Genomic DNA, 21,008 nt, shown 5'->3' on the forward strand with positions numbered 1-21,008 from the left:
GCCAAAGCCCTGTATGGGGAACGGCTTGAATGATACCGGACCCGTATAAGACATGAGCTTTACCCTCGCCATCGTGGGCCGCCCCAATGTGGGCAAATCCACGCTTTTCAACCGCCTTGTCGGGCGCAAGCTGGCCCTGGTCGATGACCAGCCGGGGGTGACCCGCGATCTGCGCGAGGGCGACGCCAAGCTGTTCGACCTGCGCTTTACCGTGATTGACACCGCCGGTCTGGAAGAGGTCACCGATGACTCGCTTCAAGGCCGGATGCGGCGGCTGACCGAACGGGCGGTCGATATGGCCGATGTCTGCCTGTTCCTGATTGATGGCCGTGTCGGCGTGAACCCGACGGATGAGGTCTTTGCCGAGATCCTGCGCAAGAAAGCCGCCCGGGTGATTTTGGGCGTCAACAAGGCCGAAGGCCGCGCCGGCGAAGAAGGCGCGCTGGAGGCCTGGTCGCTGGGTCTGGGCGAGCCGTTGCGCATTTCTGCCGAACATGGTGAGGGGATGGACGATTTGTACCGTCTTCTCAAGCCCTTGGAAGGCGAGTTTGCCGAGCGCGAGGCCGAGAACACGCCGCTGACCGATGTGGATATCTCGGAAGAAGATGCCGAGCTGGAGGCGGATGAATTCGCGCACCGGCCCACGGTCAAGAAACCGCTGCAGATTGCGGTGATCGGGCGGCCCAATGCGGGAAAATCCACGCTGATCAACAAGATCATCGGCCAAGATCGTCTGCTGACCGGGCCAGAGGCCGGGATCACCCGCGATGCGATTTCGGTCAAATCCGACTGGTTGGGCACGCCGATCCGGATCTTTGACACGGCGGGGATGCGCAAACGCGCCAAAGTCGTTGAAAAGCTTGAAAAACTCTCGGTTGCTGATGGCTTGCGCGCCGTGCGCTTTGCCGAAGTGGTCGTGGTGCTGCTCGACGTCGATATTCCTTTTGAATCCCAGGACTTGCGGATCGCAGATTATGCCGAATCCGAAGGCCGCGCCGTGGTGATCGCGGTCAACAAATGGGATCTGGAGGATGAAAAGCAGGACAAGCTGGCCGAGCTGAAGGAAATGTTCGACCGCCTGCTGCCGCAGTTGCGCGGCGCGCCTCTGGTGACCGTATCGGCAAAAACCGGGCGCGGTCTGGACCGTCTGCATGACGCCATCCGCCGCGCGCATGACACCTGGAACAAGCGCATCACCACCAACCGGCTGAACACCTGGCTGGGCGCGATGACCGAGGCGCATCCGCCGCCAGCCCCGGGCGGCCACCGGATCAAGCTGCGGTATATGACGCAGGTCAAGACCCGCCCGCCAGGATTCGTCATCAAATGCTCGCGCCCCGAAGAGCTGGCCGACAGCTACAAACGCTATCTGGTCAATGGCTTGCGCGAACATTTTGATATGCCGGGCACGCCGATCCGGCTGTTCCTCCGCTCTCAGGCGAATGACAACCCGTTCAAGGAACGCAAATTCCACACCCCAAGCCGTCTGCGCAAGCATATGGACAAGAAATAGCCCTGTTTCACGGGGTTTTCATCATCCGCGCCCCATGCTAGGGACGCGCCGCAGAACACGGGCGCAAGGCAGGGGCCTTGACCCACATCAGGAGACGCCGAAATGGCCATCGAACGCACGCTTTCCATCATCAAACCCGACGCCACCCGCCGCAATCTGACCGGCAAGATCGTGGCCAAATTCGAAGAGGCCGGTCTGCGCGTCGTCGCCTCCAAGCGCATCCACCTGTCGGCGGCCCAGGCTGGCGAATTCTATGCCGAGCACAAAGAGCGCGGCTTTTACGGCGAGCTGTGTGACTTCATGGCGTCCGAGCCGGTTGTGGTTCAGGTTCTGGAAGGCGAAGGCGCCATTGCCAAGAACCGCGAAGTGATGGGGGCCACCGATCCGGCACAGGCCGATGACGGCACGATCCGCAAGGATTTTGCGCTGTCCAAGGGTGAAAACTCGGTCCACGGCTCTGACAGCGCCGACTCGGCCGCGCGCGAGATCGCGTTCTTCTTCTCGGGTCTTGAACTGGTTGGCTAAGGCCCGCCGTACAGTCGGTCCGGCCTTCTAGGTCTTTTCGACGACACCAAAAAACGAAAGGGCCGCCTCCAGATCGGAGCGGCCCTTTTCCATTGTGCCAAGGGTGCTGCCCGTGATGGCATCAAAGCGCTTGCGCAGCGCGGCTTTCTCGGCACCCTTGCAATCGTTCCAGGGACGGCCCTGCAACCCCATCACCAGCACGTAATAGCCGATGAAATGCGGCGGTGTGCCCGACAGCAGCAGGCGGCGATAGGCTTCATCAGGCCCGATCGCGCGCAGGTCGGTGGCGATGTGGATGCCGGCCCGGGCAAAGGCGCGTTCCGACGCCGGGCCAAGGTTGGGAATAGCGGAAACCGGATCAGACACCATTGCCCCCTCAGAGTCAGAACGGGGCCAGCGTGACCGCTGACCCCGCCCTGTTCAAGGCTGTTCTTTTTGTGCTTTTCAGATTGACGCCCAGTCCTTGAAGACCGGTGTGCCACCTTGCTGCTGGGGCGCGGGTTTGCCGCCCTGCTGCTGTTGGCCACCCTGCTGGGGCGTTGCATTCTGCTGGGGGGTCATTTTGTGCTCCATCTGACCGTTTGCCTGCCGTTCTTTCAACCTTGTCACGACGCGTGGCCGCAACAAGTCCAAATCATGACAGTGCGGCGACGCTTTAGTCTGGCTGTGGAGAAGCTGCAACAGGCGAAGCGATCACGCTGTCGTTGCCCGGCTCGGACGGCAAAGACGCGCCGATACCGCACCGCGCGATGCCTTGCAGGCGGTGCCGAATGCTGTAGCACTTGGTTTGACGCGGCTTACATGACCTGAAGGACCACAGATGACTTCGCCCATTCCTGTTTTCGATGGCCACAACGATCTGTTGTTGCGCCTGTTCGCCGCACCCGACCGGCGCGAGGACATCTGGCTGACCGGCGAGGGCAAGGGACATCTGGATCTGCCACGGATGCAACAAAGCGGCTTTGCCGGGGGGATGTTCGCGATCTATGTGCCATCTCAGGGCAGCGAGGCGGCGGCAGGGCTGGATGCGCTGATGGATGCCCCGCCCTATGATCTGCCACTGCCCGCGCCGCTGGCGCAAGCGATGGCCCTGCGCGTGGCGCAGACCATGGCCGATGATCTGCACTGGATGGCGGACAGCAGCGGCGGTGCCTTCCGGCTCTGCACCTCGGTGGCACAGATCGCGGCGGCGCGGGCGGAGGGGGTCATCGCCGGGGTCATGCATATGGAAGGCGCCGAGGCGCTGGACGGCGATGGCGCAATCCTGCATGATTTTCACGCCCGCGGCCTGCGGTCGCTGGGTCCGGTGTGGAGCAGGCCGACCCTCTTTGGCCATGGCGTGCCGTTCCGCTTTCCCGGTGACCCCGATACCGGACCAGGGCTGACCGAGGCGGGCATGCGGCTGGTGCGCGATTGCAACCGCTTGCGGATCATGATCGATCTGAGCCATCTGAACGCCAAGGGCGTCGAGGATGTGGCACGGCTGTCGGATGCGCCGCTGGTCGCCACCCATTCCAACGCCTGGGCCATCACGCCATCGACGCGCAACCTGACAGACCGCCAGCTTGGCCTGATCCGCGACTCTGGCGGCATGGTCGGCATCAACTTCGCCACCGTGTTTCTGCGGGAAGATGGGCGCAGATCGCCCGACATGACGCTGGACCCGCTGTTGCGCCACCTGGACCACCTGATTGCACATCTGGGCGAGGATCACGTCGGCTTCGGTTCCGATTTCGACGGCGCGGCCATCCCGGCACCCCTGGGCGATGTGACCGGTCTGCCGGTGCTGACGGCGGCGCTTGCCGCACATGGCGTCACCCCGGACCTGATGCAGAAACTGTGCTGGGACAACTGGATGCGTGTCCTGCACCGCACCTGGGGCCACTGATCCCCCATTATCTGTTCATAAATATCCCGGGGGGCGGCGCGGCACGCGCCGGGGGGCTGGCCCCCCATCAACGTCAAAAGGCCCGCGCAGCAGCACGGGCCTTTCTTGTCACATCCCCAAAGCCCTACAACAGCGCCTTGGCCTTGGCGACCGCCGCCTCGGCGGTGATGCCGAATTCGGCATAGAGCCGTTCCGCCGGGGCAGAGGCCCCAAAGCCGGTCATGCCGACGAAATCCCCCTTGTCGCGCTTGCCGCCTTCGCCGAACAGCCAGGTGTCCCAGCCAAAGCGCGTGCCTGCCTCAATGGCAATGCGCACCGCACCGGGCGGCAGCACCTTGCGGCGATAGCTGGCATCCTGCTGGGCGAACAGCTCCCAGCACGGCATGGAGACCACGCGGGTGCCGATGCCCTCGCCCTCCAGCAGCGCACGGGCCTTGAGCGCGATTTCCACCTCGGACCCGGTGGCCATCAGGATAACCTGACGCTTGGCGGTGGCCTCTTCCAGCACATAGGCCCCCTTGGCGACCATGTTCTGGTTGGTGTGGGTCTTGCGCACGGCCGGCAGGTTCTGCCGCGACAGGGCCAGAACGGTGGGCGTGGTCTTGGAGGACAGCGCCACGTCCCAGGCCTCGGCGGTTTCCACCAGATCGGCAGGACGGATGACATAGGTGTTGGGCGTGGCGCGGCTGATCGCCAGATGCTCGACCGGCTGATGGGTCGGGCCATCCTCGCCCAGACCGATGGAGTCATGGGTCATGACATAGACCACCGGAACCCCCATCAGTGCCGACAGGCGCATCGACGGGCGGGCATAATCGGTAAAGCACATGAAGGTGCCGCCATAGGCCCGCACGCCGCCGTGCAGGGCCAGACCGTTCATCGCTGCCGCCATGCCATGTTCGCGGATACCGTAATAGACATAGCGACCCTTGCGGTTTTCGTCCGAGAACACGCCCATATCAGCGGTCTTGGTGTTGTTCGATCCCGTAAGGTCTGCCGATCCGCCGATGGTTTCCTGCATCACCGGGTTGACCGCCGCCAGCACCTTCTCCGATGCGGCACGGGTGGCAAGTTTCGGCATGTCCTCAACCGCCTGCTTTTTCACGCCCCGGATGGTCGCGGCCAGCTTGGCCGGCGCGTCACCGGCAAAGATCCGGGCAAATTCGGCCTGCTTGGTGGGCGAAAGCGCTGCCAGGCGTTTGTCCCAGGCGCTGCGGGCCTCGGCCCCCCTGGCCCCCACGGCTTCCCACCAGGATTTGACATCGGCCGGCACTTCGAAAGGCCCACCGGGCCAGCCGTAACCGTCTTTGGCGGATTGCAGCTGCGCCTTGTCGGTCAGCGCGCCATGGCCCTTGGAGGTGTCTTGTGCGGCATGGCCGATGGCGATGTGGGTCTTGCAGGCGATCATCGCCGGGCGGGGCGAGGCTTTGGCGGCGGTGATGGCGCGGTCGATGTCTTCGGGATCATGCCCGTCGCAGGCGAAAACGTCCCAGCCCGAGGCGGCAAAGCGCGCGCCCTGATCGGTGACATCCGACAAGGACACCTTGCCGTCGATGGTGATGCCATTGTCATCCCACAACACGATCAGCCGCGACAGTTTGAGCCTGCCCGCCAGACCGATGGCTTCTTGGGACACGCCCTCCATCAGGCAGCCGTCACCGGCGATGACATAAGTGTAATGATCCTGCACCTGCGCGCCCCAGCGGGCGCGCAGCGATTCTTCGGCCATGGCAAAGCCGACCGCGTTGGAAATGCCCTGACCCAGCGGGCCGGTGGTGGTTTCCACACCTTGGACATGGCCATATTCCGGGTGGCCTGCGGTGATCGCCCCCCATTGGCGGAAGTTCTTGACTTGCTCCAGTGTCATGTCGGCATAGCCGGTCAGATACATCAAAGAGTAGAGCAGCATCGAGCCATGGCCTGCCGACAGGATGAAACGGTCACGGTCGGGCCAGCGCGGGGCGCTTGCGTCGAACTTCAGGTGATTGGCAAACAGAACGGTCGCCACATCTGCCATGCCCATCGGCATGCCCGAATGGCCCGAATTGGCGGCGGCCACGGCATCCAGCGTCAGGGCGCGGATCGCGGTGGCACGCATCCAATGATCGGGGTGGCGGTTGCGCAGGGTCTGGATGTCCAAGGCCGGGCTCCTCATTCTGGGATCTATGCGTGTCATGGGTTCCTTACCACCCCGGACGGCAAGATCAAGCACGCCGGCCCGGCTGGTGTCGATATGGGGCGGTCCTTACGCTTTGTTTACGCTAAGATCAGGGTTGACCTGCAAGGCTGCGATTCGCACCCTTGCCTTGGGCAGAGCAAACACCGGGACAGCCGGGAAAGAGGGGGCATGGATAACATTGCCGAATTGGAGCGTCGGATTGCAGCGGCGCTTATGCGGATTGGCGACGGGGTGGAAAGCCTGTCAGCGCGGGAAGCAGCGTCTGACGGGCCGGTGGCGACGCTGGCCGATGGCGTGGCGGAAGCCGAGATCGCGCGCCTGAACGAAGCGCTGGATGAAGAACGGATGCGGGTATCGCAGCTGCACGACCGCTTGCGCGCCGCGCAGCGGGCGCCGGTTGCCGACAAAACGCCCGAGCTGGAGGCCGAGATCGAACGGCTGAGCCGCCTGCTGGACAGCCAGGGGCTGGAAATGCAGCGGTTGAAGAAAACCGTGGTGGGCCTGCGCGAGCAGCTGCGCCTGATGATCGAGGCCCAGGCCGAGGACCGGGTGGAGCCGCATCTGATCAACAAGGCGATGCTGACCGAGCTTGAAGCCCTGCGCAGCCTGCGTGCTGCCGAAGCGGCGGAGCTGGACGAGCTGATCGCTGCGCTGGACCCGCTTGCGCCGCGACAAGAGGAGGTGGCCCAGGATGCCTGATGTGACAGTGTTGATCGGCGGGCGGGAGTTTCAGGTCGCCTGTCAGGCCGGCGAAGAGCATTTTCTGCAATCTGCTGCCGCGCTGCTGAATGCCGAAGCCGACCCTTTGGTGCAACAGATGGGGCGGATGCCCGAGGCGCGGATGCTGCTGATGTCGGGCCTGATGCTGGCCGACAAGACGGCGGCGCTGGAAGATGAGAACCGGCTGCTGAAAGAGCGGCTGGCTGTGCTGCAGGCGCGGCCCGCAGCGCCCGTCGAAAAGGTCGAGGTGCCGGTGATACCGCCACAAGTCTATGAGACGATGGCGGAAATCGCCGCAAGGGCCGAGGCGCTGGCCGATCGCATCGAAGAGCGGGCGCAGGGGTGAGGGCGGCGCTGGCCATGGGCCTGATGGCGCTGGCCTCGCAGGCCGGGGCTGAACCGATGCTGGTCCAGAACCTGCGCTATGCCTGTGATCGCGGGGTAGAGGTTCCGGCCACTTTTGTGACCGGGCCAGAGGATGCGCTGGTGGTGTTGCAGATCGAGGGCCGCCAGATCCTGCTGTATCAGGAGGTGGCAGCCTCTGGCGCGCGCTATGCCTGGCCATCGGACGGGGCCAGCTATGTGCTGTGGTCCAAGGGTGATGAAGCGGTGATTTCCTGGCGCGAAGGGGGTGCAGAGGTGCCCTTGTTGTCCTGCCGAGAACAGAGCTGAAAAAGGCCCGCAGGTTTTGCGGGCCTTTTCATATAGATGCGACTAAATGTTGAAGCGACACCTTAAGACGCGTTGGCTTCGCGGATCTTGTTGGCAGCGTCCTTGTCATAGGTGACGCCCTTGGCTTCGAACAAGGCGTCAAGCTCTCCTGACAGGGTCATTTCGGTGACGATATCACAGCCGCCGACAAATTCGCCTTTGACGTAAAGCTGTGGGATGGTGGGCCAGTCCGAGAAATCCTTGATGCCCTGACGGATCTCCTGATCGGCCAGCACGTTCACATCGGCAAATTCGACGCCCATGTAATTGAGAACGCCTGCCACGCGGGAGGAAAACCCGCATTGCGGCATCATTTTGGTGCCCTTCATGAACAGCACCACGTCGTTCTTTTCGACAGTGTCCTTGATCTGGTCTTGAGCGCTCATCAGCGTGTTCCTTTGATTATTCCGGGGCGCGGGTGGTCAGCGCCAGCGCGTGCAATTCGCCCTGCGATCCGTCCATCTTGCCTTTCAGGGCGGCGTAAACGGCGCGCTGTTGCTGCACGCGGTTCAGGCCCCGGAAGGATTCATCGACCACTTCGGCCGAGAAATGCTGGCCATCATCGCCCTGAACCGTAATGCGCGCCTGCGGAAAGCTGGCACGGATCAGGGTTTCAATGTCGCGGGCGTCGATCGGCATGGGCGGCTCCTGTTTTACCTATGTCAAATCTAGGCTGCGCGGGCCTCGGCTGCAAGGCGGGTTTGCGCCGTTACAGGCCAAGCGCCGTTGCAAAGGCGGTGCGATAGGTCTGGCTGAGGTCTTTGAGCGGGGCCGACTGATCCCCCAGCGCCACCGTATCGCCGCCGAACCGCCCGACGACCGTGACCGGCACCCCGGCAGAATGGCCAGCGGATTTGAGTCCGTGGAGGGTCTTCGGGTCAATCGCCACCAGATAGCGGGCCTGATCTTCGCCGAACAGGGCGGCGATGTCGCCGGTTTCCAAGGCCACGCCCAGACCCGCCGCCTCGGCCATCTCGAAGGCCGTCAGGGCCAGACCGCCATCGGACAGATCTGAACAGCAACGCAACACGCGTGCCTGCGCACGGATGAAGTCGCCGTGGCGTTTTTCTGCCGCCAGATCGACCGGGGGGGCATCGCCGCTGTCCATCCCGAAGGCTTCGGCCAGCAGGGCCGACTGGCCCAGATGGCTGCCGGTGGGGCCGATCAGCACCGCCAGATCGCCCGATTTTGGCGCGCCGTGGATCAGATGATCGAGCGTCGGCAGAATGCCGACCGCGCCGATGGTGGGCGTGGGCAGGATGCCGGAGCCATCGGTTTCGTTGTAAAGCGAGACATTGCCCGACACGATGGGCATATCCAGCGCCGCCACAGCCGCGCCGATGCCCTTGATGGCCCCCACAAGCTGCCCCATGATTTCGGGCTTTTCGGGGTTGCCGAAGTTCAGGTTGTCGGTGGTGGCAAGCGGCGTCGCCCCCATCGCGGTCAGGTTGCGGTAGGCTTCGGCCACCGCTTGCTTGCCGCCTTCAAACGGGTTGGCTTTGACATAGCGCGGCGTCACGTCAGAGGTGAAGGCCAGCGCCTTTTTGGTGCCATGCACCCGCACCACACCGGCGGGCAGGCCGGGGGTGATGACGGTATCTGCACCGACCTGGGAATCGTATTGCTCCCACACCCATGCCTTGTGGGCATAGGAAGGGCTGCTGATCAACGCGCGCAGGGCATCGAGCGGGGTAATGGCAGGGATATCGCCCAAGGGGGCTGCGGCGGGGGTTTCCACCCAGGGGCGGTCATATTCCGGCGCGGTGGAGGACAGTTTGGACAGCGGCAGGTCGGCCTTGATGTCATTGCCATGCAGGATAAGGAAGCGGTCTTCGGGGATGGTCTCGCCGACGATGGCGAAATCCAGATCCCATTTGGCGAAGATCGCGCGCGCCACATCCTCCAGTTCGGGCTTGAGCACCATCAGCATCCGTTCCTGGGATTCCGACAGCATCATCTCATAAGCGGTCATGTTGGTTTCGCGCTGCGGCACATCGGCCAGTTGCAGCTTGATGCCAAGGCCGCCCTTGTCGCCCATTTCCACCGCCGAACAGGTCAGGCCGGCAGCGCCCATGTCCTGAATGGAAATCACGGCACCGGATGCCATCAGTTCCAGACAGGCCTCCAGCAAGCGCTTTTCGGTGAAGGGGTCGCCGACCTGCACGGTGGGGCGCTTTTCCTCGATGGTATCGTCGAATTCAGCGCTGGCCATGGTGGCCCCGCCGACACCATCGCGCCCGGTTTTCGCACCGAGATACACAACCGGCATGCCGACACCCGAGGCGACGGAGTAGAAGATCTTGTCGGCATCGGCCAGACCGGCGGCAAAGGCGTTGACCAGACAATTGCCATTGTAGGATTTGTGAAACCGAACCTCGCCGCCGACGGTGGGCACGCCAAAGGCATTGCCGTAGCCGCCCACGCCTTCGACCACGCCCTTGACCAGATAGGCGGTTTTCGGATGCGAGGGCAGGCCGAAGGACAGCGCGTTCATCGCGGCAATGGGCCGCGCGCCCATGGTGAACACATCGCGCAGGATGCCGCCCACGCCGGTAGCAGCCCCCTGATGCGGCTCGATATAGCTGGGGTGATTGTGGCTTTCCATCTTGAAGATGACCGCCTGCCCGTCGCCGATATCGACCACACCGGCATTCTCACCGGGGCCGCAGATCACCTGTGGCCCGGTGGTGGGCAAGGTGCGCAGCCATTTTTTCGATGACTTGTAGGAGCAATGTTCGTTCCACATCGCCGAGAAAATGCCAAGCTCGGTAAAGTTCGGCTCGCGCCCGATAATGTCGAGGATCCGCGCATATTCATCGGGTTTGATCCCGTGCTTGGCGATCAACTCCGGCGTGATTGCGGGTTCGGTCATGTCTGGATTCCCCGATGCGGACTCGTGTCTGCGCTTTAGGCGAAAGGCGGCCAGAGGGGAAGGGGCAATGGCGTGAAAGCGCCCGTCGCGGGCGGGCAGCGGGGCCGGATGGGGCAGGCAGCGTCTTGGTTGTGCCCGCAATCCGGGCGCAGATGGGGGTTTGGCGATTATTTTTGCATCATCACCCGGAAAGGCAAAAAAAAGGCCGAGCAAAAGCTCGGCCTAAGTCCAACAGGGAGGTATGAAGCGAACAAGAGCAACCGCTCAACCGCTCGCTTCATGGGTGGATCTAGGCATGCTTGGGATTCGGGGCAAGTGGAAACAGGCTGCTGATGCGGCATGTCCGCTATGCGCTGAGTGCATGGCTGCGCGGGCTGGCCGCGCAGCGGATCATTCCACCTGCTGCCGCTTGCGATAGGCAAAGATCTCTTCGGTCACGAATTCGCGGAAGGCGGCCACGCGTTTGGAATGGCGCAGCTCTTCCGGATAGGCCAGAAAAACCGGCACTTCGGCGCTTTCGGTATCGGGCAGCACGCGGACCAGATGCGGGAAATCCTCGGTGATGTAATCGGGCAGAACACCGATGCCGAGGTGATTGAGCACGCCTTGCAGCACGCCAAAGTAGTTGTTGACCGTCAGGGTGGAGGGGATGTCATGCGCCATCAGTTCCTGCACCAGCGAGGCCCCCGCCGCCACCTGTGGCACACCAGCGTGCTGGGCGATCAGCCGGTGCTGCGAGAAATCGGTCATTGCGAGGGGCGTGCCCTGTTCCGCGAGGTATTCCGGCGACGCATAAAGCCGCATCTTGATGTTCATCAGCCGTTTGCGGATCAGATCTGCTTGGGACGGTTCCTTCATGCGGATGGCCACATCGGCTTCGCGCATCGGCAGGTCGAGCACGCGTTCTTCCAGCATCAGGTCAATCTTGAGGCTGGGGTATTTCTTGTACAGGTTCGCCAGTCGCGGGGCGAGCCACAGCGTGCCAAAGCCGGTGGTGGTGGTGACGCGCAATTCGCCAAACACCTCATCCTCGGAATCGCGGATGCGGGCGGCGGTCGCCTCCAGCCGTTTGGCCATGGCTTGGGTGGCATCAAACAAAAGCTCACCCTGTTCGGTCAGGATCAGCCCGCGCGCGTGGCGGTGAAACAGGGTGACAGACAGGCTTTCTTCCAGCGCGCGGATCTGGCGGCTGACGGCGGATTGCGACAGGTGCAGCACATCCCCGGCATGCGTCAGGCTGCCCTTGTCGGCAACGGCGTGAAAAATGCGCAGCTTGTCCCAGTCCATCGTCAAACCCTTTGCGAAAGCCAAACGCTATCACGGCCCGCCTCATGACGGGAGAATCAATCGCTTGTAAATGCTTTTCGGGCAGAGATAGTGCCAAAGGCGTGGCCTTTTCGTCCTACCGCAGGGGGGCAGAGCGGCTGTCATATCGCCGTTACCTGAACCGGCGACATGCAGGGATCAGGCGGCAGCGATCAAGCGGCGCGTGGAGGGAGCAAAGCTATGCAGCAGGGTGGTGCGCGTGACATTTCCTATGCCTCGTCAGCGTCAAGCCGGGCGGGGGCGGTGCTGATCCGCGCGCTGGAAAATGCGACGGGGCGGCTGGCCCTGATCAAGCGCGCGGCGGGCTATGAAGATGAGATGGCGCGCGGTCGCAGCTTCTGGGATGTGGTGCCCGAACGCTATGGGCTGAGCCTTGAAGTTGTGGGCGGAGAGGTGAGCAATATTCCGGCGACCGGGCCCTTGGTGCTGATCGCCAATCATCCGTTCGGCATTCTGGACGGGTTGATGATGGGCCATCTGCTGGACCGGGTGCGCGGCGATTTCCGCATTCTGGCCAATTCGGTGTTCCGCCGGGCCGAGGCGTTGAACCGGGTGGTGCTGCCGATTTGCTTTGATGAGACGAAAGAGGCGGTAAAGCTCAATCTGGACACCCGGGCTGAGGCCTTGCGCTATCTGGGGCAGGGCGGGGCGATCGGGGTGTTTCCGGGCGGCACAGTTTCGACCAGTGCGCGCCCCTTCACTTCGCGGCCGATGGACCCGGGCTGGCGCAACTTTACCGCCAAGATGATTGCAAAGTCGGATGCCACGGTGGTGCCGGTCTATTTTGACGGTCACAATTCGCGCCTGTTCCAGATTGCCAGCCATGTGCATTACACCTTGCGGCTGGGCCTGTTGATAAAGGAGTTCCGGGCGCGGATGGATGAACCGGTGCGCGTGGTGATCGGCAAGCCGATCGCCGCCTGCGATCTGGCCCCGCTGAAGGCGGACCCGACCCGGATGATGGAATTTTTGCGCAAGGCCACATACGATCTTTCACCGCATCCGTTACGGTCCTATGCTGCCGGTCACGAATTCGAGGCAAAATACAAAACGCGCTGACCGGGCCCAGGCGCCCGCAACAGGCGCAGAGGGTGGGGGCAGGCATGGCGGTCGGGGTTTTTGACAGCGGCATTGGCGGGTTGACGGTGCTGGACGCCATCACGCGTCGCCTGCCAGATTTGCCGCTGGTCTATCTGGGTGACAACGCCCATGCGCCTTACGGCGTGCGCACGCATGAGGACATCTTCAACCTGACCTGCGCCGCGGTGGAGCGGCTGTGGGAGGAGGGCTGCGATCTGGTGATCCTGGCCTGCAACACCGCCTCTGCCGCAGCCCTCAAGCGGATGCAGGAAACCTGGGTGCCGGCAGACAAGCGGGTGCTGGGGGTGTTCGTCCCGATGATCGAGGCGCTGACCGAGCGGCAATGGGGCGACAACTCGCCGCCGCGCGAAGTGGCGGTGCGCCATGTGGCGCTGTTTGCGACCCCGGCCACCGTGGCCAGCCGCGCGTTTCAGCGCGAGCTTGCGTTTCGCGCCATCGGGGTGGATGTCGAGGCGCAGCCCTGCGGCGGTGTGGTCGATGCGATCGAGCAGGGCGATGAGATCCTGGCGGAGGCGCTGGTGCGCAGCCATGTCGAGGCACTGATGCGCCGGATGCCACATCCGCAGGCGGCGGTGCTGGGCTGCACGCATTACCCGCTGATGGAGGCAACGTTCCAGGACGCGTTGGGGCCGGATGTGAAGGTGTTCAGCCAGGCCAATCTGGTGGCCGAGTCGCTGGCCGATTATCTGGTCCGCCGCCCCGAGATGCTGGGGGCCGGGACAGAGTCGAAATTCCTGACCACCGGCAACCCGAAGGCAGTGTCCTCCAAGGCCACCCAGTTCCTGCGCCGCCGCATCATCTTTGAGGCGGCCTGAACGGCTTTGATCCTGATCATTCACATCTGCGGGTTGCGGCATTAGAACAACTCGACATGGCCCGGGTTTGACCCCACATCAGGGGCGCAACCGGACGGAGGACAGATCATGGCGGGGATGAAGGGGCTCAAAAAGCAACGGCGGGTGCAGATCATCGTGCTGGCCTTTGTGGCGCTGGCCGTGTCCACCGGTCTGATCGGTTATGCCATGAAGGACGGCATCAACTTTTTCCGCAGCCCGACGCAGGTGGTGGAGGACCCGCCGCGGGTGGGCGAGGTGTTCCGCATCGGCGGTCTGGTCGAAGAGGGCAGCATCCAGCGCGGCCTGTCCGAGACGGTCAGCTTTCGGGTGACCGATACCAACCAGACCATTCCCGTGCGCTACACCGGTATCCTGCCGGATCTGTTTTCCGAAGGTCAGGGCATGGTCGGCACCGGGTCGATGGAAGACGGCATCTTTATTGCGACCGAAATCCTGGCCAAGCATGACGAGACCTATATGCCCGCCGAAGTGATCGACGCTTTGAAAGAGCAGGGCGTGTATCAGGATGCCAATACCGACAGTTGACGGGGACTGATCCGGCGCGCGCAGGCTTTCGCACCGGTTAACCCCGTCTTGTCACCCTTGTCATGGGGGAGCGTCACCACGCCGGGGATGCCCATGACAGAGTTACGACAGCCAGACGTACGGCAGCTTGCCGAAGCCATCGTCGCCCGCGAGGGCGGCTTTGTGAATGATCCTGACGATCCCGGAGGGGCCACCAACCATGGTGTCACCATCGGCACCCTGCGCCGCTTGGGGCTGGATGTGACCCGGGATGGCCGGATCGACGTGGCCGATGTGCGGGCCTTGACCCGCAATCAGGCCGTGGATGTCTTTATCGAGCATTATTTCAGACGGCCCGGACTTTCCGCGCTGCCCGAAGTGGTGCAGGCCTCGGTCTTTGACATGTATGTGAATGCCGGGCCCAATGCGGTGAAGATCCTGCAACGGCTGTGCACCGATATGGGCTTTCCCTGTGATCCCGACGGGATGATCGGGCCTCAGACGATCAGGGCCGCGCAAAGTGCCTATGAGGCGGCACCGAACCATTTTGCCGATGCTTATGGCATCGCGCGGCGCAACTACTATTACGCGCTGGCCGACAGTCGCCCGCAAAGCCGCAAGTTTGCCCGCCGCAGGGATGGCGGCAAGGGCGGCTGGATCACCCGGGCCGAAGAGTTCATCAGCCCGCGCTATCATCTGACGGAGGCGCAACACATGGCACGGGTGGCAAAATGGGGTTGATTGGCAAGGTGTTGGGCGGGCCGGGCGCGGTTTCGGCACTGGGCACCGCAGCAAAGGGCATATCCGAAGTCTTCGTGCCCTCTGCCACCCGGCGGATGGAACTGTCGGCCGAGGCGCAGATGGCCGCCTTGCGCCAGCTGGGGGACGAATACGGCCATCCGGCGCTGGGCTGGTTTGACCGGCTGGTGAACGGGCTGAACCGTCTGCCGCGCCCGATGCTGGCCTTTGGCACGCTGGGGCTGTTTGTCTATGCCATGGTCGATCCTGTGTCTTTTGCGCAGCGCATGGTGGGGCTGAACGCCGTGCCAGAGCCTTTGTGGTGGCTGCTGGGGGCGGTGGTGGCCTTCTACTTCGGCGCGCGGGAAACCTATTATTTCCGCCATCGCGGTGGGGCTGCGGTTGCGCAAAACGGGGCCGTATCCGGGGATAATCCCGCATTGGACGATTGGCGCGGCAACGGCTGAACTTGACCTGAGTTGCGCCCTCTGGCATGGCGGAGGGCGCAAGACAGGATTTGATCAGATGAACCTTTTCGCCGATATCCGCGCCACCGTTCTGACCGCATTGACCGAAATGCAGGCCGAAGGCACGCTGCCCGGGGGGCTGGATTTTGCGGCCGTAGCGGTAGAGCCGCCCCGCGATGCCGCGCATGGGGACATGGCGACCAATGCCGCGATGGTGCTGGCCAAGCCTGCGGGCAAACAGCCGCGCGCGATTGCCGATGCGCTGGCGGCCAAGCTGCTGGCCGATCCACGCATCACCGCCGCCGATGTTGCGGGGCCGGGCTTTCTTAACCTGCGGCTGGCACCCGGCCTTTGGCAGGGTCTGGTCAAGGCGGTCTTGGCGCAAGGCACCGATTTCGGTCGTGCGGATGTGGGCAAGGGCCGCAAGGTGAACGTGGAATTCGTCTCGGCCAATCCGACGGGCCCGATGCATGTGGGCCATGTGCGCGGGGCTGTGGTGGGCGATGCATTGGCCAATCTGCTGGCCTTTGCCGGCTGGGACGTGACCCGGGAATATTACATCAATGACGGGGGCGCGCAGGTCGATGTGCTGGCACGTTCGGCCTATGAGCGCTACCGGCAGGCGCATGGTCTGAGCCCCGAAATCCGCGAAGGGCTGTATCCCGGCGAATACCTCATTCCGGTGGGCGAGGCGCTGAAGGACACCTATGGCGACACGCTGCTGGACAAGGGTGAGCAATACTGGCTGGCCGATGTGCGCGAGTTTGCCACCCAACGGATGATGCAGATGATCCGCGAGGATCTGGCATCCTTGGGTGTGTCGATGGACCTGTATTCCTCGGAAAAGGCGCTTTACGGCACCGGCAAGATCGAGGCGGCGATTCAGACGCTCAAGGATATGGATCTGATCTATGAGGGCGTGCTGGAGCCGCCGAAAGGCAAAGAGCCCGAAGATTGGGAACCGCGCGAGCAGACCCTGTTCCGCAGCACCGCCCATGGCGATGATGTGGACCGCCCGGTGCAGAAATCCGATGGCAGCTGGACCTATTTCGCGCCCGATATCGCCTATCACTTCGACAAGGTGCAGCGCGGCTATGATCAGCTGATCGATATTTTCGGCGCCGATCACGGCGGCTATGTCAAGCGGATGAAGGCGGCGGTATCGGCCCTGTCAGGCGGGCGGGTGCCGCTGGACATCAAGCTGGTCCAGCTGGTCAAGCTGTGGAAAAACGGTGAGCCGTTCAAGATGTCCAAGCGCGCGGGCACCTTTGTCACCTTGCGCGACGTGGTGGAGCTTGCGGGCGCCGATGTCACCCGTTTCATCATGCTGACTCGCAAGAATGACGTGGCGCTGGACTTCGACTTTGACAAGGTGCTGGAACAGTCGAAAGACAATCCGGTGTTTTATGTGCAATATGCCAATGCGCGCGTAAATTCCATCCTGCGCAAGGCGCGCGAGGCCGGGGTCGATGTGTCGGACGCCACGCTGGCGGCGGCGGATCTGTCGAAACTCGACCACGTAGCGGAAATCGCGGTGGCCAAGAAGCTGGCGGAATGGCCGCGTCTGGTGGACATTGCCGCGCGCGGAAATGAACCGCACCGGGTGGCGTTCTACCTCTATGAGCTGGCGTCAGACCTGCACGGGCTGTGGAACCGGGGCAATGATGATGTGTCCTTGCGGTTCTTGCAGGACGATACGGCAACATCTCAGGCGAAAATCGCACTGGTGCGGGCCGTGGGCGTTGTCATTTGCTCGGGTCTTGGTATCCTTGGGGTGACTCCGGCCGAGGAAATGCGCTGATCAACAGCGCCCCGCCGGTGACGCAGGCAACAAGACGGGCAAACCGTCTGATCGAGGCAGAGCATGGCGGAAATCGATTTTGATGAGTATGGGGCGCCGCCCCGTATGAGCGGCGGGCAGGCGCAAAAGCTGATCCACCTGACCGGCGCACTGTGTTCGCTGGCGCTGATTGCTGGCATGGCCCTGTGGGGCTATCGTCTGGCGGTGCGCGATGTGTCGGGCGTGCCGGTGATCCGCGCCATCGAAGGGCCGATGCGGGTGGCCCCGCCCAATCCGGGTGGCAGCATTGCCGACCATCAGGGCATGGCGGTTAATGTGGTGGCCGCCGCGGGGGGGGCAGCCGGTCTGCCCGCAGAAATCATTCTGGCCCCGCCACCGATGGATCTGACCGCCGAGGATGCGCCCGGCCTGTCACCGCTTGACCCGGTCGCGGTGGCATCCGCGCCGGAGCTGGCCCCGTCGGGCCAGACAGCGCCCCAAACTGTGGCCGCGCCGGATGCTATCGGGGCGCTGATTGCCGAGGCCCTGCCGTCAGAGGCTTTGGCTGCCCCTCAACCCGTGACCACACAGGATGCTGTGGCGATGGCCTTGGCCGAGGCCTTGGGGCAAGCCCCGCCATTGGAACCGCTGGACGAGGGTGCTGCGCTGGAGGCCCCGGCGCAGGGTGGTGCCGGGGCCATCCGCCCGAAGGCGCGGCCAGAGCCCGCCTTCGCAGCGGACGTCGCGGCAGAGCCTGTCAGTGCCAGCCGCCCGACCAGCCCCGAAATCGACCCCGCGACCCTGAGCGTCGGCACAAGGCTGGTGCAGCTGGGGGCCTTTGACAGCGCCGAAATCGCGCGGGCCGAATGGGACAGGGTGCGCGACCGCTTTGGCGATCTGATGACCGGCAAATCGCTGGTGGTGCAATCGGCACAATCGGGGGGGCGCACCTTCTATCGCCTGCGCGCGCATGGGTTTGACGGGGAGGATGACGCCCGCCGCTTTTGTGCCGCGCTGTTGGCGGAAAATGCCGCCTGTATCCCGGTTGCCCATAGATGACGACAGGCAGGCTTGCCGCGATCTTTGGCTGCGCGGGGCCAAAGCTGACGGCGCAAGAGACAGCGTTCTTCCGCGAGGCCGATCCGTTCGGGTTCATCCTGTTCGCCCGCAATGTTGAAAACCCGGTGCAACTGCGGGCGCTGACCGCTGCGTTGCGCGATGCGGTGGGGCGCGACGCGCCGGTGCTGATCGATCAGGAAGGCGGGCGGGTGCAGCGGCTGCGCGCGCCCCATTGGCGCGACTGGGCCCCGCCTCTGGAGACTGTGGCAGGCGCGCGCGATCCGCAGCGCGCCATGTGGGTCCGCGCGCGCATCATCGCGCATGAATTGCGCGGCGTGGGGGTGGATGCCAATTGCGCGCCCTGTGCCGATGTGGCGGGGGATGCCACGCACCCGTTTCTGAAGAACCGCTGCTATGGCACTGATCCGGCGATGGTTTCCGCCATTTCGTCGGTTGTCGCCGACGGCCATCTGGCGGGGGGCGTTTTGCCGGTGATCAAGCATCTGCCCGGCCATGGCCGCGCGTCGGCAGACACGCATCACGATCTGCCCACGGTCACAGCCTCACGCGCCGAGTTGACGGCGACGGATTTTGTGCCGTTCAAGGCGCTGAACCATCTGCCGATGGCGATGACGGCGCATGTCGTCTTTTCCGCCTATGATGACCGGCCCGCCACGCAAAGCCCCCAGATGATCCGGGTGATCCGCGAGGATATCGGCTTTCACGGGCTGCTGATGACAGACGATCTGAACATGCAGGCGCTGCACGGCAGCCTGGCCGAACGCACGGCGGCCTCGATGGCGGCAGGCTGCGACATCGCCTTGCATTGCAAGGGCGATCTGGCCGAGATGCAGGCGGTCGCCGCGGCGTGTGGGGACCAGACCCCGGCCATCCGCGCCCGGGCGCAGCGCGCGCTGGACGCCCGCCATGCGCCCGACCCCGTTGACATCGCGGCTTTGGACGCCGAATTTCGGGGTCTGATGTCCGGGGATGCGCATGTCTGACACCATTGCCGACGACTGGGGCGAGGACCGTCTGGCTCCGGCGGACCGGATGGCCGCCGAGGCGCTGATCGTCGATGTCGATGGGTTTGAGGGGCCGCTGGATCTTTTGCTGACGCTCAGCCGCACGCAAAAGGTGGATCTGCGCAAGATTTCGGTACTGGAACTGGCCGAGCAATACCTGGGCTTTGTGCAAAAGGCGCAAAGCCTGCGGATCGAGCTGGCGGCGGATTATCTGGTGATGGCGGCCTGGCTCGCGTTTTTGAAGTCGCGCCTGCTGCTGCCCCCCGAACCCGGCGAGGACGGGCCAAGTGCCGAGGATCTGGCCGCCCATCTGGCCTTCCAGCTGGAACGGTTGCAGGCGATGCGCGAGGCGGCGGCGCGGTTGATGGCGCGCGATCAGCTGGGCCGTGATTTCTTTGCCCGGGGCGTTCCCGAAACCATCCGTCATCACCGTGAGGTGCGCTATGACGCCACCTTGCTGGATCTGATGCGCGCCTATGCCCGTATCCGCACCAAGGATGAATTCCGGCCCTTTGTGATGGATCGTGACCATGTGTTCACAATGGAGCAGGCGCTGGACCGGATGCGCGGGCTGATCGGCTATGTCGGGGACTGGGCCGATCTGACCAGCTTTCTGCCGGAAGGCTGGGAGGCCACGCCAATGCGCCGCCGGTCTTCTACTGCCGCCCATTTCGCAGCCATTCTGGAAATGGCCAAGCGCGGCCAGATCGAGCTGCGGCAGGGTGAGATGTTTGCCCCGATCCAGATCCGGCGCGGCACGGCATGACCGGGCCAGCCATGGATCCTGTCGAGAAAAGCCTGTTCGAGGCCCCGCCCATGGGCGAGCAGGAACGCATGGTCGAGGCGATTCTGTTTGCCAGTGCCGAACCGGTGACGGTGGCGGAACTGGCGGCCCGCATGCCGCATGGCTGCGACCCGGCCGAGGCGCTGGCCTATCTGCGCAAACGCTATGACGGGCGCGGGGTGCATCTGGTGCGGGTGGGCGATGCCTGGGCCATGCGCACCGCCGCAGATCTGGGCCATCTGATGCGCAAGGAAACGGTGGAAAGCCGCAAACTGTCGCGCGCGGCGATCGAAACGCTGGCGATCGTGGCCTATCATCAGCCGGTGACCCGGGCCGAGATCGAGGAAATCCGCGGCGTGGCCGTGTCGCGCGGGACGGTGGATCAGCTGATGGAACTGGACTGGATCCGGCTGGGCCGCCGCCGGATGACGCCGGGCCGCCCGGTGACCTTTGTGGTGACCGAGCAGTTCCTGGACCATTTCGGCCTGGAATCGGCCCGTGATCTGCCGGGGATCAAGGAATTGCGGGCGGCGGGCCTTCTGGACAATCGGCCCTTGCCCGGCTCGATGCAAAAGGCCGATGATGACGAGGAAGAGGCCACTTCCGGCCAGAGCGAATTGTTTGAGGATTGAAATGAACGTCAACCAGATCATCAACATGGTGATGCGGATTTTTGTGCGCAAAGGCGTGAACTGGGGCATCACCAAGGGCACCAAGGTGGTGGCCAAACGCGGCAAGCCGGCGGCCCCGGTGACACCCGCGCAAGCCAGCCAGAGCACTCTGGCGCGTGAAACCGCCAAGCGCGCGCGCAAGGCCGCGGCGGTGACCCGGCGGATCGGGCGCTAGGTTTCACCTCACTGTCACTTTGTTGTGCGATCCCGGTCTGGTCGGGGCGTGGACCGGCCCACTTGGGCTTGGGGGCTTGCCAGCCGCGTTCCGCCAGATATAGTTCGGGGTAT

23 protein-coding genes are annotated in these 21,008 nt (G+C 63.8%); 17 read left to right on the forward strand and 6 right to left on the reverse strand.

Annotated elements, in window-relative coordinates; genetic code table 11:
* Positions 1-52 precede the first annotated feature (52 nt).
* Together der and ndk are read left to right on the forward strand one after the other, a co-directional pair.
* Positions 53-1,513, forward strand: a complete 1,461-nt coding sequence (der, locus tag CXR43_RS07400) for a ribosome biogenesis GTPase Der (protein ID WP_103333381.1) — start codon at positions 53-55, stop codon at positions 1,511-1,513.
* Positions 1,514-1,615: 102 nt separating this feature from the next.
* Positions 1,616-2,038: a nucleoside-diphosphate kinase gene (gene ndk, locus CXR43_RS07405; protein ID WP_103333382.1), complete on the forward strand. Its 423-nt coding sequence runs from the start codon at positions 1,616-1,618 to the stop codon at positions 2,036-2,038.
* A gap of 27 nt (positions 2,039-2,065) precedes the next feature.
* Here ndk and CXR43_RS07410 read toward each other — a convergent pair whose 3' ends face one another.
* A complete protein-coding gene (locus CXR43_RS07410; protein WP_103334093.1) occupies positions 2,066-2,404 on the reverse strand; it encodes a TfoX/Sxy family protein in 339 nt (112 codons plus the stop codon).
* A gap of 454 nt (positions 2,405-2,858) precedes the next feature.
* On the opposite strand from CXR43_RS07410, the gene CXR43_RS07415 reads away from it, so the two are divergent.
* The gene (locus CXR43_RS07415) at positions 2,859-3,926 is read left to right on the forward strand and encodes a dipeptidase (protein ID WP_103333383.1); all 1,068 of its coding nucleotides are present in this window, start codon (positions 2,859-2,861) and stop codon (positions 3,924-3,926) included.
* A 124-nt stretch (positions 3,927-4,050) separates the two neighbouring features.
* On the opposite strand, the gene tkt is transcribed toward CXR43_RS07415, so the two are convergent.
* Entirely contained in the window at positions 4,051-6,066 is a 2,016-nt protein-coding gene (gene tkt, locus CXR43_RS07420) for a transketolase (protein WP_103333384.1), read from the reverse strand.
* A 207-nt stretch (positions 6,067-6,273) separates the two neighbouring features.
* On the opposite strand from tkt, the gene CXR43_RS07425 reads away from it, so the two are divergent.
* Genes CXR43_RS07425 through CXR43_RS07435 form a run of 3 tightly spaced genes read left to right on the forward strand, consistent with a single transcriptional unit; the run spans position 6,274 to position 7,497 of the window.
* On the forward strand, positions 6,274-6,804 hold the full coding sequence (locus tag CXR43_RS07425) for a hypothetical protein (protein ID WP_103333385.1): 531 nt from the start codon (positions 6,274-6,276) through the stop codon (positions 6,802-6,804).
* Positions 6,797-7,171, forward strand: coding sequence for a cell division protein ZapA (locus tag CXR43_RS07430; RefSeq protein ID WP_103333386.1), 375 nt, complete (start codon positions 6,797-6,799; stop codon positions 7,169-7,171). The genes CXR43_RS07425 and CXR43_RS07430 overlap by 8 nt, the downstream gene beginning before the upstream one ends.
* Complete coding sequence (locus CXR43_RS07435) at positions 7,168-7,497, forward strand: MliC family protein (protein ID WP_103333387.1); 330 nt, start codon at positions 7,168-7,170, stop codon at positions 7,495-7,497. The genes CXR43_RS07430 and CXR43_RS07435 overlap by 4 nt, the downstream gene beginning before the upstream one ends.
* 62 nt (positions 7,498-7,559) lie before the next feature.
* Here CXR43_RS07435 and grxD read toward each other — a convergent pair whose 3' ends face one another.
* The 4 genes from grxD to CXR43_RS07455 all read right to left on the reverse strand — a co-directional run bounded on the left by grxD (position 7,560) and on the right by CXR43_RS07455 (position 11,695).
* Positions 7,560-7,922 (reverse strand): Grx4 family monothiol glutaredoxin, encoded by a 363-nt coding sequence (gene grxD, locus CXR43_RS07440; RefSeq protein ID WP_103333388.1) that lies wholly within the window; start codon positions 7,920-7,922, stop codon positions 7,560-7,562.
* Positions 7,923-7,938: 16 nt separating this feature from the next.
* Positions 7,939-8,175: a BolA/IbaG family iron-sulfur metabolism protein gene (locus CXR43_RS07445; RefSeq protein WP_103333389.1), complete on the reverse strand. Its 237-nt coding sequence runs from the start codon at positions 8,173-8,175 to the stop codon at positions 7,939-7,941.
* A gap of 70 nt (positions 8,176-8,245) precedes the next feature.
* The gene (purL, locus tag CXR43_RS07450) at positions 8,246-10,408 is read right to left on the reverse strand and encodes a phosphoribosylformylglycinamidine synthase subunit PurL (protein WP_103333390.1); all 2,163 of its coding nucleotides are present in this window, start codon (positions 10,406-10,408) and stop codon (positions 8,246-8,248) included.
* A gap of 390 nt (positions 10,409-10,798) precedes the next feature.
* Positions 10,799-11,695 carry a LysR family transcriptional regulator gene (locus tag CXR43_RS07455; RefSeq protein ID WP_103333391.1) on the reverse strand — a complete coding sequence of 299 codons (897 nt, stop codon included), beginning with the start codon at positions 11,693-11,695 and terminating at the stop codon, positions 10,799-10,801.
* 219 nt (positions 11,696-11,914) lie between these two features.
* Here CXR43_RS07455 and CXR43_RS07460 point away from each other — a divergent pair, with 219 nt between their 5' ends.
* The 11 genes from CXR43_RS07460 (at position 11,915) to CXR43_RS07510 (ending at position 20,895) form a co-directional block, all read left to right on the forward strand.
* Entirely contained in the window at positions 11,915-12,793 is an 879-nt protein-coding gene (locus CXR43_RS07460) for a lysophospholipid acyltransferase family protein (protein ID WP_103334094.1), read from the forward strand.
* A 44-nt stretch (positions 12,794-12,837) separates the two neighbouring features.
* Entirely contained in the window at positions 12,838-13,650 is an 813-nt protein-coding gene (gene murI / locus CXR43_RS07465; RefSeq protein WP_103333392.1) for a glutamate racemase, read from the forward strand.
* A 117-nt stretch (positions 13,651-13,767) separates the two neighbouring features.
* Complete coding sequence (ccmE, locus tag CXR43_RS07470) at positions 13,768-14,217, forward strand: cytochrome c maturation protein CcmE (protein ID WP_103333393.1); 450 nt, start codon at positions 13,768-13,770, stop codon at positions 14,215-14,217.
* A gap of 93 nt (positions 14,218-14,310) precedes the next feature.
* The gene (locus tag CXR43_RS07475; protein WP_103334095.1) at positions 14,311-14,937 is read left to right on the forward strand and encodes a holin-associated N-acetylmuramidase; all 627 of its coding nucleotides are present in this window, start codon (positions 14,311-14,313) and stop codon (positions 14,935-14,937) included.
* Positions 14,928-15,401, forward strand: a complete 474-nt coding sequence (locus tag CXR43_RS07480; protein ID WP_103333394.1) for a holin family protein — start codon at positions 14,928-14,930, stop codon at positions 15,399-15,401. Before CXR43_RS07475 ends, CXR43_RS07480 begins: the two co-directional genes overlap by 10 nt.
* A 58-nt stretch (positions 15,402-15,459) precedes the next feature.
* Positions 15,460-17,202, forward strand: coding sequence for an arginine--tRNA ligase (gene argS / locus CXR43_RS07485; protein WP_103333395.1), 1,743 nt, complete (start codon positions 15,460-15,462; stop codon positions 17,200-17,202).
* 63 nt (positions 17,203-17,265) lie between these two features.
* Positions 17,266-18,240: an SPOR domain-containing protein gene (locus CXR43_RS07490; protein WP_103333396.1), complete on the forward strand. Its 975-nt coding sequence runs from the start codon at positions 17,266-17,268 to the stop codon at positions 18,238-18,240.
* Positions 18,237-19,244, forward strand: coding sequence for a glycoside hydrolase family 3 N-terminal domain-containing protein (locus CXR43_RS07495; RefSeq protein WP_103333397.1), 1,008 nt, complete (start codon positions 18,237-18,239; stop codon positions 19,242-19,244). Before CXR43_RS07490 ends, CXR43_RS07495 begins: the two co-directional genes overlap by 4 nt.
* A complete protein-coding gene (locus CXR43_RS07500) occupies positions 19,237-20,031 on the forward strand; it encodes a segregation and condensation protein A (protein ID WP_210402063.1) in 795 nt (264 codons plus the stop codon). Before CXR43_RS07495 ends, CXR43_RS07500 begins: the two co-directional genes overlap by 8 nt.
* A complete protein-coding gene (scpB, locus tag CXR43_RS07505; RefSeq protein WP_246831306.1) occupies positions 20,028-20,681 on the forward strand; it encodes an SMC-Scp complex subunit ScpB in 654 nt (217 codons plus the stop codon). Before CXR43_RS07500 ends, scpB begins: the two co-directional genes overlap by 4 nt.
* Before the next feature lies 1 nt (position 20,682).
* Positions 20,683-20,895: a hypothetical protein gene (locus CXR43_RS07510; RefSeq protein WP_103333398.1), complete on the forward strand. Its 213-nt coding sequence runs from the start codon at positions 20,683-20,685 to the stop codon at positions 20,893-20,895.
* Positions 20,896-21,008 lie beyond the last annotated feature (113 nt).

Source organism: Pseudotabrizicola formosa, assembly GCF_002900965.1.
GTDB classification, from domain to species: Bacteria; Pseudomonadota; Alphaproteobacteria; order Rhodobacterales; family Rhodobacteraceae; genus Pseudotabrizicola; species Pseudotabrizicola formosa.

What these genes read in the sequence shown, in the direction of transcription:
- der (WP_103333381.1), top strand. Translation starts at nt 53, where the DNA reads ATGAGCTTTACCCTCGCCATCGTGGGCCGCCCCAATGTGGGCAAATCC.
- ndk (WP_103333382.1), top strand. Translation starts at nt 1,616, where the DNA reads ATGGCCATCGAACGCACGCTTTCCATCATCAAACCCGACGCCACCCGC.
- CXR43_RS07415 (WP_103333383.1), top strand. Translation starts at nt 2,859, where the DNA reads ATGACTTCGCCCATTCCTGTTTTCGATGGCCACAACGATCTGTTGTTG.
- CXR43_RS07425 (WP_103333385.1), top strand. Translation starts at nt 6,274, where the DNA reads ATGGATAACATTGCCGAATTGGAGCGTCGGATTGCAGCGGCGCTTATG.
- CXR43_RS07430 (WP_103333386.1), top strand. Translation starts at nt 6,797, where the DNA reads ATGCCTGATGTGACAGTGTTGATCGGCGGGCGGGAGTTTCAGGTCGCC.
- grxD (WP_103333388.1), bottom strand. Translation starts at nt 7,922, where the DNA reads ATGAGCGCTCAAGACCAGATCAAGGACACTGTCGAAAAGAACGACGTG.
- CXR43_RS07445 (WP_103333389.1), bottom strand. Translation starts at nt 8,175, where the DNA reads ATGCCGATCGACGCCCGCGACATTGAAACCCTGATCCGTGCCAGCTTT.
- purL (WP_103333390.1), bottom strand. Translation starts at nt 10,408, where the DNA reads ATGACCGAACCCGCAATCACGCCGGAGTTGATCGCCAAGCACGGGATC.
- CXR43_RS07455 (WP_103333391.1), bottom strand. Translation starts at nt 11,695, where the DNA reads ATGGACTGGGACAAGCTGCGCATTTTTCACGCCGTTGCCGACAAGGGC.
- CXR43_RS07460 (WP_103334094.1), top strand. Translation starts at nt 11,915, where the DNA reads ATGCAGCAGGGTGGTGCGCGTGACATTTCCTATGCCTCGTCAGCGTCA.
- murI (WP_103333392.1), top strand. Translation starts at nt 12,838, where the DNA reads ATGGCGGTCGGGGTTTTTGACAGCGGCATTGGCGGGTTGACGGTGCTG.
- ccmE (WP_103333393.1), top strand. Translation starts at nt 13,768, where the DNA reads ATGAAGGGGCTCAAAAAGCAACGGCGGGTGCAGATCATCGTGCTGGCC.
- CXR43_RS07475 (WP_103334095.1), top strand. Translation starts at nt 14,311, where the DNA reads ATGACAGAGTTACGACAGCCAGACGTACGGCAGCTTGCCGAAGCCATC.
- CXR43_RS07480 (WP_103333394.1), top strand. Translation starts at nt 14,928, where the DNA reads ATGGGGTTGATTGGCAAGGTGTTGGGCGGGCCGGGCGCGGTTTCGGCA.
- argS (WP_103333395.1), top strand. Translation starts at nt 15,460, where the DNA reads ATGAACCTTTTCGCCGATATCCGCGCCACCGTTCTGACCGCATTGACC.
- CXR43_RS07490 (WP_103333396.1), top strand. Translation starts at nt 17,266, where the DNA reads ATGGCGGAAATCGATTTTGATGAGTATGGGGCGCCGCCCCGTATGAGC.
- CXR43_RS07495 (WP_103333397.1), top strand. Translation starts at nt 18,237, where the DNA reads ATGACGACAGGCAGGCTTGCCGCGATCTTTGGCTGCGCGGGGCCAAAG.
- CXR43_RS07500 (WP_210402063.1), top strand. Translation starts at nt 19,237, where the DNA reads ATGTCTGACACCATTGCCGACGACTGGGGCGAGGACCGTCTGGCTCCG.
- scpB (WP_246831306.1), top strand. Translation starts at nt 20,028, where the DNA reads ATGACCGGGCCAGCCATGGATCCTGTCGAGAAAAGCCTGTTCGAGGCC.
- CXR43_RS07510 (WP_103333398.1), top strand. Translation starts at nt 20,683, where the DNA reads ATGAACGTCAACCAGATCATCAACATGGTGATGCGGATTTTTGTGCGC.